The sequence below is a fragment of the Roseomonas sp. F4 genome (assembly GCF_053891155.1).
The window spans coordinates 209692-225158 of sequence record NZ_JBSSHK010000002.1; the positions used below are offsets into that span (position 1 = coordinate 209692).

Below are 15467 nucleotides of genomic sequence, written 5' to 3' on the forward strand. Positions count from 1 at the left end.
CTACGCAGCCCGCTTCTAATCCCGCACCGCCGGGGCGTGAAGCCGGCTTGCCGCAACCCGGCGGTGCCCTAAACTCAACCCTGGATACAAGTGGGAGATCACTTTGGGCTTTGTGGAGCTGGATGGGGTCGGCATGATGTTCCGGGGGCGCACCGGCGCCTATGAGGCGGTGCGCGACTTCAACCTGGAATTGGCCGAGGGCGAGTTCTTCTGCCTGCTCGGCACTTCGGGCTGCGGCAAGACCACGGTGATGAACATGCTGGCGGGGTTCGACCGGCCAACCAGCGGGGAAATCCGGCTGGAAGGCCGGCCGGTGCGCGGCCCGGGCGCCGATCGCGGCGTGGTCTTCCAGGGGCATGACAGCCTCTACGACTGGCTGACCGCGCGGGACAATATTGCCTTCGGCCTGCGGCTGCGGGGCATGGGCCGCAGCGAGCGGCGAGCCATCGCCGATCGCTTCCTGAATATGGTGGGCCTGACCGGGCAGGGGTCGAAGCACCCCTCCGAACTCTCGGGCGGCATGAAGCAACGCATCCAGATCGCCCGAGCCTTGGCGAACGACCCGCGCATGCTGCTGATGGACGAACCATTCGGTGCATTGGACGCGATGACGCGGGCGGTGTTGCAGGGCGAACTTTCCCGAATCTGGTCCGAGAACCGGAAGACGGTGCTGTTCATCACCCATGACATCGAGGAGGCCTGCGCGCTGGCCACCCGCGTCGGCGTGATGAAGCGGGGGCCGGGCGGCACGCTGAAGGCCGTGGTGCCGATCGACCTGCCCTTCCCGCGGGAACGCACCTCCGACGGCTTCATGGCCTGCTTCCGCCAGGTGCATGCGCTGATCCATGAGGAGATCCATCCCCATGAATAGCCGCGCCGCCACCGTCGCCGGCTACGTGATCGGCTTCGCCCTGCTGTTCGCCATCTGGCACCTGGCCTCCGTCTTCATTGTCCGCTCGGTGCTGTTTCCCTCGCCGTTTCCGGTCTTCGAGCGCGGCTGGGTGCTGATCGCGGACGGGCTGTTGCAGGAATCCGTCTGGGCCTCGATGCGTCGCATCATCCAGGGATTTTTGCTGGGCTCCGCCATCGGCATCCCCATCGGCCTCGCCATCGGCAGTTTCCGGCCGGTGCGGCTGCTGCTGGAGCCCTGGACGGAGTTTTTCCGCTTCATTCCGGCCGTCGCCATGATCACCGTGGCGGTGATCTGGTTCGGCATCGGGGAGGAGAGCAAGATCTTCCTGATCGCCTATACCACCGTCTTCGTCGTGGTGATCGCCACGGCGGCCGGTGTCGGCGCGGTGGGGAAGGACAAGCTGCGCGCGGCGCAATGCCTGGGCGCCAACAAGTTCCAGGTCTTCGCCCTCGTCGCCCTGCCGGCCACGGTGCCCTACATCCTGACCGGCATGCGGCTGGCGATGGCGAACGCCTTCGTCACCATCGTGGCGGCGGAGCTGGTGGCCAGCAATGACGGGCTGGGCAAGATGCTGTGGGATGCCCGCCTGTTCATGCAGGTGGAGGACATCTTTGTCGCGCTGATCTCGCTCGGCTTGCTGGGCTTCGCGACGGACCGCGTGTTTCGCCTGCTGATCCGCGCCTTCGCGGGTCGCTTCAACCCGACCATGTGACGAACAGGGAGAACCAAAACATGCTTCGCCGAACCCTTCTGGCCGCCGGTGGCGCCGCACTCGCCACCCCCTTGGCCGCCCCCGCCTTTGCCCAGAACGCGCCGATCAAGATGACCATCGCCACCGGCGTGGACCCGTCCTTCGCGCCCTATTACGTCGCCCGCGAAGGCGGCTTCTTCACCCGCAACGGGCTGGATGTGACGGTGAACACCGGCCCCTCCGGCTCCGCCATGATCGCCTTCCTGATCGGCAACCAGATCAACTCCGCCTATGGCGCCGAACAGGCCGGCGTCTCCGCCCATCTGGTGGACCCGAATGTGGTCGCCGTCGCCGAGGGCACGGCGCTGCTGCGCTGGATCAGCGTGCTCGGCCGCAATGTGGAGAATATGGAGGCGCTGAAGGGCAAGAAGGTCGGCGTCGCCCGCGGCACCGGCAGCGAGACCTTCTGGCTGTCCGTCGTCGCCAAGCTGAACCTGAACCCGGCCGACTACACCATCGTCAATGTCGAGGCGCCGGAGATGGTGGCGGCGCTGGAGCGCGGCAATATCGACGCCTTCGCGGTGTGGGAGCCCTGGCCGACGCGCGCCATGCGCGCCATTCCGAACACCAAGATCCTCGTCTCCAACGAGCAGATCCAGATCGTCCGCAACTTCGTCTACATGAACAAGGGCTGGGCGCAGTCGAACATGGAGGCGACGACGCGCATGATGCGGGCGCTGATCCAGGCGCAGGAATTCATCGCCAGCAACCCCACCGAGGCCGCCGCCCAGGTCGCCCGCTTCCTGCGCCAGGACCGCGCCTTCATCGCGGAGCTGATGACCAAGGTTGAGTACAAGATGAACCTGACGCCCGACAGCGTCGGCAACATCCAGCTCGCCATCGACCAGCTGCGCGGCATGAACCGGCTGAGCAAGGAAGTGACGCCGGCCGAGGTGATCTGGAAGGAACCGCTGGCGGCCGCCGCCGCTGGGCGCGTGATGATCTGAGCAGGGGGCCAGTGCGCGCCGGGCGGTGGGGCTCCCGCTCCATGCCCGTCCCGCACTGGCCAGCCGGCACGTCTGCCTTGCGGCGTCCCGACCGCTGCGATACCAATTGCAACGGCATCGCATCGGTACCGATGATGAACATGAATGTCTCCGGCCTGGCGGGTCTGGCCATGCTTTGCGCCATGGCGCTCGGTGGCTGCGGTCCGGCGATACAGACCAGTTCAGGCGCCGATTTTGTCGCTGCCCGCCCCGAATGGGCAGCCCGATTCAACCCCGACGCGACCCCGGCCCGCACCACTTCGGACGTTGATCGAGAGATCTTCGAAGCCGCTCGTGCCGAGCCACTGCTGCGTTTTCCCGCGCGTATCGGGCTCGCACGGCTTCAGAGCGGCTACCTGACCGCCATCCCAGCCGAGGAAGGCGATATGTGGCTCGCCCTGATCGCGCGACAGGGCCAGGGCTATGGTGAATTCGTGCCGGTGAGCCCGCTTGTGGCGCAAATGGCGGCGGGCAGTGCGAACCCGCTGGGGCGGCGAAATCCGGTCGACATGATCCGGATCGGCGCGGCGCGGCAGCATGTCGATGCGGTGTTGGTCTATGAGGTTGGAAGCACCCAGCGCGACACGAGCACGCCGCTTTCCGTCCTGGACCTGACCATCATCGGCAACTTCATCATCCCGTCCCGGGTCCTGCAAAGCCGGGCCACCGCCGCCGCGATGCTGATCGATGTGCGCAACGGCTATCCCTACGGCACCGCATTGACGCATTCCGAGGAGGGCGGAATGTGGGTCAATGTCGGTTCCGGCGACCGCTCGCAAGAACTTGGGCGGCGCGCGCAGGCGGATGCGGTGCTCAAGCTGACCAACGAGATCGGCACCATGTTCGAACGCCTCCGGACGGAGCTGCGGGCGCGCGACGCGGCACGCCCGCGAACCTGACCTACTTCTCCGACGCCGCGATAATCCCGCCGGCCAGGCTGGCCGGGATGCGGTTGGTCCAGCGGCCGCAATCCACCTGGGTCACGAAATCCAGCACCGCCCGGTTGAAGGCGTCCGGGTCTTCCAGGTTCATCGTGTGCCCGCATTTCGGCATCACCAGCAGGGCGCTGCTCTTGATGGTGCGCTTCAGGTAGAGGCTGGCCTCCAGCGTCGGGTCGTCCTCGTCGCCGGCGATCACCAGCGTCGGCACCGTCATCTGGCGGAACTGGGCTTCCAGGTCGAACAGGCTGGGGCGGCGGCGCTGCACGCCGTTCATGGTCAGCGCGGAGCCTTCCGTGCTGTGTTCGCAGAGCTGGGCCTGGAATTCGGCATAGCCGCGCGGGTCCTTCTCCTCGAAGACCAGGCGGGTGGGGCCGCGGCTGTAGGTCAGGCCGAACTTGTCCATCCCCTCCGCCCGGATGCGGGCGATGGCGGCGTCCGTCTCGGCATGGAATTGCGCGGTCTTGCCCGGGGCGGCGCCATAGCCGACGCCGGCGGCGACCAGGCTGCGGGCCAGGTCCGGATGGCGCAGGCCCATATGCAGCGTGGCGAAGCCGCCCATGGAAAGCCCCACCACATGGGTCGGGCCAAGGCCAAGGCCCTTGATGACGGCGGCGATGTCATCCGTCGCCCGGTCCTGGCTGTACTTTTCCGGGTCCGACGGCACCTCGGAGGGGGTGTAGCCCCGGGCGGCATAGGCGATGCAGCGATAGCGGCGGGAGAAGAAGCGCATCTGCGCCTCCCAGGACCGATGGTCGCCCGCATATTCATGGACGAACACCATCGGGGTGCCGCTGCCGGCCTCCTCATAGTGCAGGGTCACCCCGTCATCGGTCAGCAGACTCGGCATGGTATTGGTATCCCAGGTCGGAAAGCCCAATCGTGCCGATTGAGTCCCCCTATCGCAAGACGCCTCGCCTTGACATCGCGGGGGGGCAAGCGCATCTGCAATCCGGACTGATAAGGTCCCCTTTAAACGGCGGCAGGAGTTCTTACCGCATGTTGCGGGTCTCGAAATTCACCGACTACGCCGTGGTGGTGCTCTCCCGGCTTGAGGCGGAGGGCGGGGTGCAGACCGCGCCCGGCCTCGCCGCCGGCACCGGCATTGCCGAGCCCACGGTGGCCAAGGTGTTGAAGATGCTGGCCCAGGCCGGGGTGGTGGAGGGGCTGCGCGGTGCCCGCGGCGGCTACCGTCTGCTGCGCCCCCTGGCCTCCCTCGGCCTGTCGGAGGTGATCGTCGCCATGGATGGGCCGATCGCGCTGACCGCCTGCGTCGATGGCGGTTTCGGCTTCTGCGAGGCGGAGCAGACCTGCCCCGTGCGCGGCCGCTGGGACCCGGTGAATGCGGCCATCCGTGGCGCACTCTCCGCCATCATGGTCAGCGAAATCGCCTCCCCCATGCCCGCCCGCCGTGCCGTCCCCCAGCCCGTTCTCGCCGCCGAGTAGGAGCAGCCGCTATGGCCGCCGTCACTGAAACCATCGAAGCCGTCCAGTCCGTCACCGAGAACGGGTACAAATGGGGTTTTGAGACCGATATCGAGATGGATTTCGCGCCGAAGGGGCTGAACGAGGACATCGTTCGCTTCATCAGCGCGAAGAAGAAGGAGCCCGCCTGGCTGCTGGAATGGCGGCTGAAGGCGTATCGCCATTGGCTGACCATGGAAGTGCCGCACTGGGCCGCCGTGAAGCATCCGCCGATCGATTTCCAGGACGCCTATTACTACGCCGCGCCGAAGCAGGGCCCGAAGTCGCTCGATGAGGTCGATCCGGAACTGCTGAAGACCTATGCCAAGCTCGGCATCCCGCTGAAGGAACAGGCGATCCTCGCCGGCGTCGAAGGCGCGGGCGACAGCCCCTCCGAGGGCGGGCGCATGCCGATCGCGGTGGATGCGGTGTTCGACAGCGTCTCCGTCGCTACCTCCTACAAGGAGCGGCTGGCGAAGGACGGGATCGTGTTCTGCGCGATCAGCGAGGCGGTGCACACGCATCCCGAGCTGGTGCAGCAATATCTCGGTTCGGTGGTGCCGCAGGGCGACAACTACTACGCCGCGCTGAACAGCGCCGTCTTCACCGATGGCAGCTTCGTCTACATCCCCAAGGGCGTGAAGTGCCCGATGGAGCTGTCCACCTATTTCCGCATCAATGCGAAGAGCACGGGGCAGTTCGAGCGCACGCTGATCATCGCGGATGAGGGCAGCAAGGTCAGCTACCTCGAGGGCTGCACGGCGCCGATGCGCGACGAGAACCAGCTGCATGCGGCGGTCGTGGAGCTGGTCGCGCTCGATGACGCCAGCATCAAGTACAGCACGGTCCAGAACTGGTACCCGGGCGATGCGGAAGGCAAGGGCGGCATCTACAACTTCGTCACCAAGCGCGCCGCCTGCCGTGGCAAGCGCAGCAAGGTGTCCTGGACGCAGGTGGAAACTGGCTCCGCCATCACCTGGAAGTATCCGTCCTGCCTGCTGATCGGGGAGGAGAGCGTCGGCGAGTTCTACTCCGTCGCCATCACCAACAACCACCAGCAGGCCGATACCGGCACCAAGATGTTCCATATCGGACCGCGCACGCGCAGCACGATCATCAGCAAGGGTATCTCGGCGGGCTTCGGCCAGAACACCTATCGGGGCCTGGTGAAGATCAGCCCGAAGGCCGCTGGCGCGCGCAACTTCACGCAGTGCGACAGCCTGCTGATCGGCGACCAGTGCGGCGCGCATACCGTGCCGTATATCGAGAACCGCTGCATGACGGCGAAGGTGGAACACGAAGCCACCACCAGCCGCATTGCGGAGGACCAGCTGTTCTACTGCCGCTCTCGCGGCCTGACGCAGGAAGACGCGGTTGGCATGATCGTCAACGGCTTCTGCCGCGAGGTGCTGAAGGAGCTGCCGATGGAATTCGCCGTGGAAGCGCAGAAGCTGCTGCAGATCAGCCTTGAAGGCTCGGTCGGGTAAGGATTGCTGAAATGTTGAAGATCGAAAACCTGCACGCCACCGTCGACGGCAAGCAGATCCTGAACGGGCTGACGCTGGAGATTCCGGCGGGCGAAATCCACGCCATCATGGGGCCGAACGGGTCCGGCAAATCCACCTTGTCCTACGTGCTCGCGGGGCGTGAGGGTTATGAGGTGACGGAAGGCTCCGTCACCCTCGGCGGTATCGACCTGCTGGCGATGGAGCCGGAGGAGCGTGCCGTGGCCGGCGTGTTCCTTGCCTTCCAGGCGCCCGTCGAGCTGCCCGGCGTGGGCAATGCCAACTTCCTGCGCACGGCGCTGAACGCGGTGCGCCGCGCCAAGGGCGAGGCGGAGATCGACGCCATCCAGTTCCTCAAGCTGGCGCGCGCCCGCATGAAGGTGCTGAACATGCCGGAGGACATGCTGAAGCGGCCGGTGAATGTCGGCTTCTCCGGCGGCGAGAAGAAGCGCAACGAGATGCTGCAGATGGCGCTGCTGTCGCCGAAGCTGGCGCTGCTGGACGAGACCGATAGCGGCCTGGATATCGATGCGCTGAAGCTGGTGGCGGATACGGTGAACAGCCTGCGTGGGCCGGAGTTTTCGGCGCTTGTCATCACCCACTACCAGCGACTGCTGACGCATATCGTGCCGGACCGCGTGCATGTTCTGTCCGCCGGCCGCATCGTGAAGTCGGGCGGTCCGGAACTGGCGGAGGAGCTGGAAGCCTCCGGCTATGGCGCCATTCAGGCGGCCGCGGCATGACCGCCATGGGCAGCACCGGACCTGCCGCCTTCCTGGGGCGGTATGAGGGGCTGCGCGGGCGGCTGCCCGGCGCATCCCTGCCCTGGCTGGAGGCGCTGCGCGACCGCGGCGCCGCCGCCTTCCGCGCACAGGGCTTCCCGACGCGGCGCGTCGAGGCGTGGAAGTACACCGACCTCGCCGCCGTCAGCACCGGCGTCTTCGGCGAGCCGCTGACCGGCGTGGACGACGCGCTGACGCTGCCGCCTTCCGTCCATCCGCGCGCTGTCTTCATCAATGGCCGCTTCCGGGCCGATCTTTCGAAGCTGGAAGGCCTGTCCTACAGCGTCGAGAACCTGGCCTGGGCCCTGCCCGAGCTGGAAAGCCGCCTCGGCGCGCTGGCGCGACCGGCGGAACAGGCGCTGGCGGCGTTGAACGACATGCTGTTCGAGGATGGCCTGGTTGTGACGGTGCCGGAGGGTGTCGCCGCCGGGGTGCTGGAACTGGTCTCCTTCGCCACGGAAAGCGAGCGTGCGCCGGCCTTCCATCCGCGTCACCTGCTGCGCCTGGGCAAGGACGCCTCGCTGACGCTGATCGAGACGGCGGCTGGCCCGTCCACCGCGCGCTACCTGCACAACCCGGTCTTCGAGATCGAGGTCGCTGCTGGCGCGCGGATGAACCATGGCCGGCTGCAGCAGGAAGGCCACGAGGCCTTCTTCCTGTCGACCGTCTATGCCCGCGTGCAGGAAGGCGGCACCTACGACAATTTCACGCTCAACGCCGGCAGCCGGTTGGCGCGCAACGAAATCCATGTGGCGCTCTGTGGGCCGAAGGCGGAATGCCACATGAACGGCGTGCAGCTGCTGGCCGATGGGCAGCATGCCGACACCACCACGGCACTGGATCACGCCGCCCCCGACTGTTCCTCGCGCCAGACCTACAAGACGGTTCTGTCCGGAAAGTCGCGCGGCGTGTTCCAGGGCAAGATCCTGGTGCGGCAGGTGGCGCAGAAGACCGATGGCTACCAGATGAACCAGGCGCTGCTGCTCTCGCCCGAGGCTGAGATCGACAGCAAGCCGCAGCTGGAAATCTACGCCGACGACGTGAAGTGCAGCCACGGCGCAACGGTGGGCGAGCTGGATGCGGAGCAGATCTTCTTCCTACGCTCCCGCGGCATTCCGGCGGAGCAGGCCAAGGCCATCCTGGTCGAGGCCTTCCTGACGGAGGCGGTGGAAGCCGTGGCGGATGAGCATATCCGGGAAGCCCTGTCGGGGGCCGTCGCCGGCTGGTGGCAGCGCCAGGGCATCCAGGGTGGGATCGAGGCCGCGTGATGGACGGGCACCTGGCGCCGACGCTGAACCTGGACGCGATCCGCGCGGATTTCCCGATCCTGGCGGAGAAGGTGCGGGGCAAACCCTTCACCTTCCTCGACAGCGGCGCCTCTGCCCAGAAGCCGCGCCAGGTGATCGGCGCCATGGTGCGGATGATGGAGACGGCCTACGCCAACGTCCATCGCGGCGCCTACCACATGAGCGAGCAGGCCACCGAGGCCTATGAAGCGGCGCGCGGCGCCGTCGCCCGTTTCCTGAACGCCGGCGACGTGCGTGAGATTGTCTTCACGGGCAGCAGCACGAACGCCATCAACCTCGTCGCCCACAGTTTTGGGCGCGGCGTGATGAAGCCGGGGCAGGCGGTGGTGATCTCCGAGATGGAGCATCACGCCAACATCGTGCCCTGGCAGATGGCGCGCGACGCCGTGGGCATCGAGCTGCGCGTTTGCCGCATCACGGACAGCGGTGAGCTGGACCTGGACGACCTCGCTGCCAAGCTTGCGGATGGCAAGGTTGGCCTGGTGGCCGTGACGCATATGTCGAACGTGCTCGGCACCGTCACGCCCGCCGCGCAGATCGCGCGCATGGCGCATGAGGCCGGCGCCAAGGTGCTGTTCGATGGCAGCCAGGCCGCCGTGCATCGCCGCGTCGATGTGCGCGAGATCGATGCGGATTTCTACGTCTTCACCGGCCACAAGCTCTACGGCCCGACAGGCATCGGCGTGCTCTACGCCAAGGCGGCGTTGCAGGAGGCGATGCCGCCCTTCCTCGGCGGCGGCGACATGATCGCCGAGGTCTCCTTCGAGCGGTCGATCTGGGCGCCCTATCCGGCCAAGTTCGAGGCGGGTACGCCGCCGATCATCGAGGCGATCGGTCTGCATGCCGCCATCGACTATGTCGAAGCCATCGGCATGGCGGCGATCGAGGCGCATGAACGCGCCTTGGTCGATCGCGCCATGGCGCGCCTGCCGCAGATCGAGGGCGTCACCCTGCTCGGCCGCGCGCAGGATCGCGGCGGCGTCTTCGCCTTCGCCCTCGACACGGCGCATGCGCATGACGTCGCAACGCTGCTCGACCGCGCCGGCATCGCCGTGCGCTCCGGCCGGCACTGCGCGGAGCCTCTTCACGCGCGCTTCGATGTGGAAAGCACCTGCCGCGCCTCCTTCGGCCTCTACACCACGCCGGCGGAGGTCGATCTGCTGGCCGATGCGCTGCAACAGGCGCGGGAGTTCTTTCGATGAGCGGCGGGCTTTTCGACGATCTGCGTGACCTGTACCAGGAAGTGATCCTCGATCACGGCCGCAAGCCGCGCAATTTCAAGCGGCTGGACGATGCGGACCGGACTGCGCGCGGGGACAACCCGATGTGCGGCGACCGCATGGAATTGTTTTTGAAACTTGCGCCCGATGGCCATATCCAGGACGCGGCCTTCCAGGGGCGTGGCTGCGCCATCTCCATGGCCAGCGCTTCCCTGATGACCGACACGGTGCGCGGCAAGACCCAGGACCAGGCCCGCAAGATGGGCGAGAATTTCCGGGCGCTGGCGATGACGGGCGTGTGCCCCGATTGCGGCGGCGACATCGCGGAAGACATGGAACGCCTGGCGCCGCTCTCCGGTGTGCATGATTTCCCAAGCCGGGTGAAATGCGCGACCTTGGCCTGGCACACGCTGAACGCGGCGCTGGATGGCGGCGCGAAGGAGGCGAGCAGTGAGTGAGACTCCCACAGCGCCGATCCACGGCACCTGGACTCCCGATGGCGGCACGGAGCCGCCGGTTCGGGTGAATGAGGATGCGGTGATTTCCGTCCTCAAGACGGTCTTTGATCCGGAAATCCCGGTCGATATCTACGAGCTCGGCCTGATCTACGCGGTGGAGATCGCCGATGATGGTCATGTGAAGGTGGAGATGACGCTCACCACCCCCTCCTGCCCCTCGGCCCAGGAATTGCCGAGCCAGGCAGAGGAAGCGGTGCGCGCTGTCCCCGGCGTCACCGACGTGACCGTCGAGGTGGTCTGGGACCCGCCCTGGGACCAGAGCCGGATGAGCGAAGACGCGCGCCTCGCGCTGAACATGTATTGAGGGAGGCCCCGGGATGAGCACGACCACCGAAACCCGCCCGCGCCGCGCCCTGCCGCCGCTGATGGGCCTGTCCGATGCCGCTGCCGAGCGGCTGCGCGCCCTTTACGCGAGTGGAGAGGCGGGCAAGACGCTGCGCATCGCGGTGAAGACCAAGGGCTGTTCCGGCATGGCCTATGACCTGACCTGGGTCGATGGGCCGGGGCCGGGTGACGAGGTCGTCACCGACAAGGGCGTCACCGTTGTGGTCGACCGCAAGGCGACGCTGTTCCTGATCGGCACCGTGATGGATTACGAGGTGAAGGCCATGTCCGCAGGCTTCACCTTCACCAATCCGAACGAAAAGGGCCGCTGCGGCTGCGGCGAGAGTTTCCACGTCTGAGCTGACGATCCGGCGTCAGGCGCGGCGGGGCTCGAAGCGCCAGGGGCTGGCGCCGTCCTCGTTGGGGTCCAGCTTCAGCCGGTGCTCCAGTGGCGGGAAGGCGCGGCTGCGGCAATCGGCGCGGTCGCATAGCCGGCAGGACAGGCCGATGCCGACGGCGGCGCGGCCCAGTTCCAGCCCATCGGCATAGACCACCTCCGCGGCGCGGGAGAGGTCGCAGCCCATCGCCACCACATGCATCGGCGGCGGCTCGCCCCAATGGGTGGTGGGCGCCACGATGGCGCGGGCGAAGCACAGGAAGGTCGCGCCATCCGCCAGTTGCGCCACCTGCACGCGGGTGGTGGCCGGCGTGGCGAAAGCCTGATGGACGATCCATTTCGGGCAGGACCCGCCGAAGCGGGCGAAGGGAAAGCCGGCGGCGGAAAAGCGCTTGTCGACGTTCCCTGCCGGATCGACGCGCAGGAAGAAGAAGGGCACGCCCCGCGCTTCCGGCCGTTGCAGGGTGGAAAGCCGGTGCGCCGCCTGTTCGAAGGAAACGCCGAAGCGCGCGGCCAGCGCCTCCACCTCATGCCGCAGGGCCCGCGCGGCGGTAAGGTACGCGGCATAGGGCATCAGCAGCGCCGCAGCGGCATAGTTCAGCAGGCCGAGGCGGACCAGCGCGGTGGCCTCTGCGCTGGAGAGCTGGGCCGGGGCGATGATGGCCTCCACCGCCTCCCGCGCCTCCAGCAGCATCAGTTGGAAGGCCATCTGAAAGCCACGGCTTTCCCGCGGCAGGGATTCCGAAAGATCCAGCCGCCGTAAGGCGGGATCGTAGCGCCGCAGCGCGCCATCGAGCCGCCCGACCGAGACGGTGACGCCATGGGTGCGGCGTAGCCGCTCCGCCACCGCGTGGTTCATCTCCGCCGGCGCCGCGCGCAATTCGCCGGCGATGGATTCCGCCACCTGTTCCAGCTCCGCAAAATGGTTGGCGCGGTCGTGGAAGAAATCGCGCGCCTCCTCATTCGGCAACAGCAGGCGGCGACCGGAGGGGAGCGCGATGCCGGAGGCATCCTCCCGCGCCACGCGCCAGGCGCGGTACAACGCCAGCAGCGCATTGGCGGCCTGGGGCGCTTCGGCGGCCAGGGTTGCCACCTCCGCCTCCGGCACTTCTTCCAGCCCCAGCAGCGGGTCGGCCAGCACCTCCCGCAGCCCGGCTTCGATCTTCTGTTCGCGCTGGCCCGAGAGGGTGGCGAGGTCCACGGCGAAGATCTGGCCGAGCTTCAGCAGCAGGCTGGCGGTGACCGGGCGCTGGTCGTGCTCGATCAGGTTCAGATAGCTGGCGGAAATGCCGAGCCGCAGCGCCAGGGCCTGCTGCGTCATTCCCTGTTCCAGGCGCAGCCGGCGAAGGCTGCGCCCAATCACCACACGGGCCATTCTGGTAAATCTTTACAAATTTTCCGGCCGTTCTGTGAATTCCACCACAGGATTGCCGCTCCGCGGTGAGGATTCCAGAGGATTTTCGGCGCTGCAATGTGAATCATTGACGGGCGCCGCGATCGCGCGGCCCGTCAGGAGTTTCATGCATGCGTCCCTTTCCCGCCCCGCTTCACGCCCCCGATGGCGGCCTCGGCGCCGGCCCTGCACAGCCCGGCCGTTTCGACGGCATCCGCCGCGACTACAGCCCGGCCGATGTGGCGAAGCTGGCCGGCAGCTTCCGGGTGCAGCACACGCTCGCCGATCGAGGCGCGCGGCGGCTGTGGCAGCTGCTGCAAACGGAGCCCTTCGTGAACACGCTCGGCGCGCTGACCGGCATGCAGGCCGTGCAGCAGGTGAAGGCGGGGCTGAAGGCGATCTACCTCTCCGGCTGGCAGGTGGCGGCGGATGCGAACACCGCCGGGCAGATGTATCCGGACCAGTCGCTGTACCCGGTCGATGCCGTGCCCAATGTGGTGCGCCGCATCAACAACGCGCTGCGCCGCTGCGACCAGATCGCCGTGCAGGAAGGCAAGGGAGACAGCACCCAATGGATGGCGCCGATCATCGCCGATGCGGAGGCCGGCTTCGGCGGCGCGCTGAATGCCTATGAGCTGATGCGCGCCATGATCGATGCCGGCGCCGCCGGCGTGCATTTCGAGGATCAGCTCTCCTCCGAGAAGAAGTGCGGTCATCTCGGCGGCAAGGTCCTGGTGCCGATCCAGCAGCATATCCGCACGCTGAACGCAGCGCGGCTGGCGGCGGATGTGGAGGGTGTGCCGACCGTGCTGCTGTGCCGCACGGATGCGGAATCGGCGCAGCTGCTGACCGCCGATGTCGATGAACGCGACCGCCCCTTCCTGACCGGGGAGCGCACGCCGGAAGGCTTCTTCCGCATCGCCCCCGGCATGGGCAAGGCCTATGCCATTGCCCGCAGCCTGGCCTATGCGCCCTATGCTGATCTTCTGTGGTGGGAAACCTCCGACCCCGACCTTCAGGATGCGCGTGAGTTCGCCGAGGCGATCCACCGCGAGTTTCCCGGCAAGATGCTGGCCTACAACTGCTCACCCAGCTTCAACTGGCAGCGCAAGATGGGCGTCGAGGCCGCCTCGCGGTTCCAGCGCGAACTGGGCGCCATGGGCTACAAGTTCCAGTTCGTCACCCTGGCCGGCTTCCACAGCCTGAACCTGTCCATGTTCCAGCTCGCCCGCGGCTATGCCGAGCGCGGCATGGGCGCCTATTCCGAATTGCAGCAGGCCGAATTCGCCGCCGAGGCCGAGGGCTTCACCGCCATCCGCCACCAGCGTGAGGTCGGCGTCGGCTATTTCGACGCGGTGGCCACCGCCGCCAGCGGCGGCACCGCCAGCACCACGGCGCTGGCCACCAGCACCGAGGCCGCGCAGTTCCACACGGGGGCCGCGGAGTCGCGCGAGGCCGAACCCGTTCCCGCCCACTGAACCCGAGCACGGAGCACGATCATGACCGACGACAACTACGATGACGGCCTGGTGCACAGCCATGGCTGGGCCTGCGGCGAACGCGGCCGCATGGTGCATCGCCCGCCGGTGCAGGTGACGCGGCAGGAAGTCGATTACGATGACGGCCTGGTGCACAGCCACGGCTGGGCCTGCAGCGAGCGTGGCCGGATGGCCGGCGCCTGAAGGCGAACGCAGCCCGCTTGCGGTGGATCAATGCCGCAGGCGGGTTGCGCGCGCAGGCTGTGCCCCCTGGGTCACGTCAGGCCAGGAGGTATTTCGCATGCCCACGCGCCATTCGACGCTTCAGATCATTCTGCATTGGACCATGGCGGCGGTGATTGCCGCCGCCTGGCTGCTCGGCTCGCTGATGGAGGATCTGGCCCGTGGGCCGGACCGCGCGGTGGGGCTTGGCGTGCATGTGCTGCTCGGCCTTGGCGTGCTGGCGCTACTGCTGCCGCGGCTGATCGCCCGCCTGGTGGGGCCCGCCTTGCCACCGGAGCCGGGTGAGGCGCGCTGGGAACATCGGCTGGCCGCCGCCGCGCATCTGGCGCTCTATGCGCTGATGCTGCTGGTGCCGCTCGCCGGCATGGCCACGGTGCTGTCCGCCCGTGCGCAGGTGCCGGTGCTCGGCCTGTTCGAAGTGCCGAACCTGCTGGCCGCCTATGGGCAGCGCAAGCTGTTCGAGGGCGTGCATGAGGTGCTGGCCAATCTGCTGCTCGGCGTGGTGGTGCTGCATGTGCTGGCCACGCTGTACCACGCCTTCATCCGGCGTGACGGCGTGGCGGGGCGCATGATCCCCTGGCTGCATCAGCCCTGAACCGAGGTCTCAACAGGCTGCTGAAAAAGCCCTCTACCCCGCCAGCGTCGCCGCCAGATTCACCGCGGCGGCCAGGATGACGGCGTTGAACAGGAAGGCCAGCAGCCCGTGCAGCAGCACCAGCCGCCGCATCGCCGCGCTTTCGGTGCTGGCGTCGGAGACCTGGAAGGTCATGCCGACGGTGAAGGCGAAGTAGAGGAATTCCTGGAAATCGGGCAGGGCATTGCCGGGGAAGGCGATGCCCTTGCCTTCGCGCCAATGCGCATGGGCGTAATGCACCGCGAACAGCACATGCAGGAACAGCCAGGACATCGCGATGGTGCCGAGGCCGAGCAGCAGCAGGCCGATCGGGGCCGGCCGTGGCGCCTCCACCAGCGCCCAGCCCACCGCCACCAGCGAGGCCAGGGACGCGCTGAGCGCGGCGCTGAGCATCGCCCAGCGATTGCCATCCAGCGCCGCCGCCTGGTGCCGCAGACCCTCTGCGGTATGCGCGCGGCGCCGTGTCAGCACCATTGCCATCCAGCCCGCCGCGCCGGCGCACCAGCCGATCAGCAGCGCCGTGGGCAGCCGCGCCCCGCCGCCGAGATGCACGGCCACCACGACCAGCGCCGCCAGCAGAAGCGCCCCGCCCAGAAGGTCGCGGCGCATGGCGC

The 15467-nt window shown here is 67.5% G+C and carries 18 protein-coding genes; 15 read left to right on the forward strand and 3 right to left on the reverse strand.

What is annotated here, in order from left to right; all coding sequences use genetic code 11:
- Positions 1-133 precede the first annotated feature (133 nt).
- From ACVFYP_RS08445 to ACVFYP_RS08460, 4 genes are all read left to right on the forward strand, one after another.
- On the forward strand, positions 134-871 hold the full coding sequence (locus ACVFYP_RS08445) for an ABC transporter ATP-binding protein (RefSeq protein WP_499199722.1): 738 nt from the start codon (positions 134-136) through the stop codon (positions 869-871).
- The gene (locus ACVFYP_RS08450; RefSeq protein ID WP_499199723.1) at positions 864-1625 is read left to right on the forward strand and encodes an ABC transporter permease; all 762 of its coding nucleotides are present in this window, start codon (positions 864-866) and stop codon (positions 1623-1625) included. The genes ACVFYP_RS08445 and ACVFYP_RS08450 overlap by 8 nt, the downstream gene beginning before the upstream one ends.
- 20 nt (positions 1626-1645) lie before the next feature.
- Positions 1646-2611 (forward strand): ABC transporter substrate-binding protein, encoded by a 966-nt coding sequence (locus ACVFYP_RS08455; protein ID WP_499199724.1) that lies wholly within the window; start codon positions 1646-1648, stop codon positions 2609-2611.
- Positions 2612-2688: 77 nt separating this feature from the next.
- Entirely contained in the window at positions 2689-3549 is an 861-nt protein-coding gene (locus tag ACVFYP_RS08460; RefSeq protein WP_499199725.1) for a hypothetical protein, read from the forward strand.
- Position 3550: 1 nt separating this feature from the next.
- On the opposite strand, the gene ACVFYP_RS08465 is transcribed toward ACVFYP_RS08460, so the two are convergent.
- A complete protein-coding gene (locus ACVFYP_RS08465; protein ID WP_499199726.1) occupies positions 3551-4438 on the reverse strand; it encodes an alpha/beta fold hydrolase in 888 nt (295 codons plus the stop codon).
- Between the two features lie 149 nt (positions 4439-4587).
- On the opposite strand from ACVFYP_RS08465, the gene ACVFYP_RS08470 reads away from it, so the two are divergent.
- Genes ACVFYP_RS08470 through ACVFYP_RS08505 form a run of 8 tightly spaced genes read left to right on the forward strand, consistent with a single transcriptional unit; the run spans position 4588 to position 11067 of the window.
- Positions 4588-5034: an Rrf2 family transcriptional regulator gene (locus ACVFYP_RS08470; RefSeq protein ID WP_499199727.1), complete on the forward strand. Its 447-nt coding sequence runs from the start codon at positions 4588-4590 to the stop codon at positions 5032-5034.
- Positions 5035-5045: 11 nt separating this feature from the next.
- Complete coding sequence (gene sufB / locus ACVFYP_RS08475; protein WP_499199728.1) at positions 5046-6539, forward strand: Fe-S cluster assembly protein SufB; 1494 nt, start codon at positions 5046-5048, stop codon at positions 6537-6539.
- Between the two features lie 11 nt (positions 6540-6550).
- Positions 6551-7300 carry a Fe-S cluster assembly ATPase SufC gene (gene sufC, locus ACVFYP_RS08480; protein WP_499199729.1) on the forward strand — a complete coding sequence of 250 codons (750 nt, stop codon included), beginning with the start codon at positions 6551-6553 and terminating at the stop codon, positions 7298-7300.
- Entirely contained in the window at positions 7297-8607 is a 1311-nt protein-coding gene (gene sufD / locus ACVFYP_RS08485) for a Fe-S cluster assembly protein SufD (RefSeq protein WP_499199730.1), read from the forward strand. The genes sufC and sufD overlap by 4 nt, the downstream gene beginning before the upstream one ends.
- The gene (locus ACVFYP_RS08490; RefSeq protein WP_499199731.1) at positions 8607-9848 is read left to right on the forward strand and encodes an aminotransferase class V-fold PLP-dependent enzyme; all 1242 of its coding nucleotides are present in this window, start codon (positions 8607-8609) and stop codon (positions 9846-9848) included. The genes sufD and ACVFYP_RS08490 overlap by 1 nt, the downstream gene beginning before the upstream one ends.
- A complete protein-coding gene (sufU, locus tag ACVFYP_RS08495; RefSeq protein ID WP_499199732.1) occupies positions 9845-10324 on the forward strand; it encodes a Fe-S cluster assembly sulfur transfer protein SufU in 480 nt (159 codons plus the stop codon). The genes ACVFYP_RS08490 and sufU overlap by 4 nt, the downstream gene beginning before the upstream one ends.
- Positions 10293-10688: an SUF system Fe-S cluster assembly protein gene (locus ACVFYP_RS08500; RefSeq protein ID WP_499199733.1), complete on the forward strand. Its 396-nt coding sequence runs from the start codon at positions 10293-10295 to the stop codon at positions 10686-10688. The genes sufU and ACVFYP_RS08500 overlap by 32 nt, the downstream gene beginning before the upstream one ends.
- A 13-nt stretch (positions 10689-10701) precedes the next feature.
- A complete protein-coding gene (locus ACVFYP_RS08505) occupies positions 10702-11067 on the forward strand; it encodes a HesB/IscA family protein (RefSeq protein WP_499199734.1) in 366 nt (121 codons plus the stop codon).
- Between the two features lie 15 nt (positions 11068-11082).
- Here ACVFYP_RS08505 and ACVFYP_RS08510 read toward each other — a convergent pair whose 3' ends face one another.
- Positions 11083-12480: a helix-turn-helix domain-containing protein gene (locus ACVFYP_RS08510; protein ID WP_499199735.1), complete on the reverse strand. Its 1398-nt coding sequence runs from the start codon at positions 12478-12480 to the stop codon at positions 11083-11085.
- A 149-nt stretch (positions 12481-12629) separates the two neighbouring features.
- Between ACVFYP_RS08510 and aceA the strand changes: the two genes are divergently transcribed.
- From aceA to ACVFYP_RS08525, 3 genes are all read left to right on the forward strand, one after another.
- Entirely contained in the window at positions 12630-13976 is a 1347-nt protein-coding gene (gene aceA, locus ACVFYP_RS08515) for an isocitrate lyase (protein WP_499199736.1), read from the forward strand.
- A 21-nt stretch (positions 13977-13997) separates the two neighbouring features.
- The gene (locus ACVFYP_RS08520) at positions 13998-14180 is read left to right on the forward strand and encodes a hypothetical protein (RefSeq protein ID WP_499199737.1); all 183 of its coding nucleotides are present in this window, start codon (positions 13998-14000) and stop codon (positions 14178-14180) included.
- A 97-nt stretch (positions 14181-14277) separates the two neighbouring features.
- Complete coding sequence (locus ACVFYP_RS08525) at positions 14278-14814, forward strand: cytochrome b (RefSeq protein WP_499199738.1); 537 nt, start codon at positions 14278-14280, stop codon at positions 14812-14814.
- 33 nt (positions 14815-14847) lie between these two features.
- Here the strand turns inward: ACVFYP_RS08525 and ACVFYP_RS08530 are convergent, their stop codons facing one another.
- The gene (locus ACVFYP_RS08530; protein WP_499199739.1) at positions 14848-15462 is read right to left on the reverse strand and encodes a DUF1345 domain-containing protein; all 615 of its coding nucleotides are present in this window, start codon (positions 15460-15462) and stop codon (positions 14848-14850) included.
- Between the last annotated feature and the right edge of the window lie 5 nt (positions 15463-15467).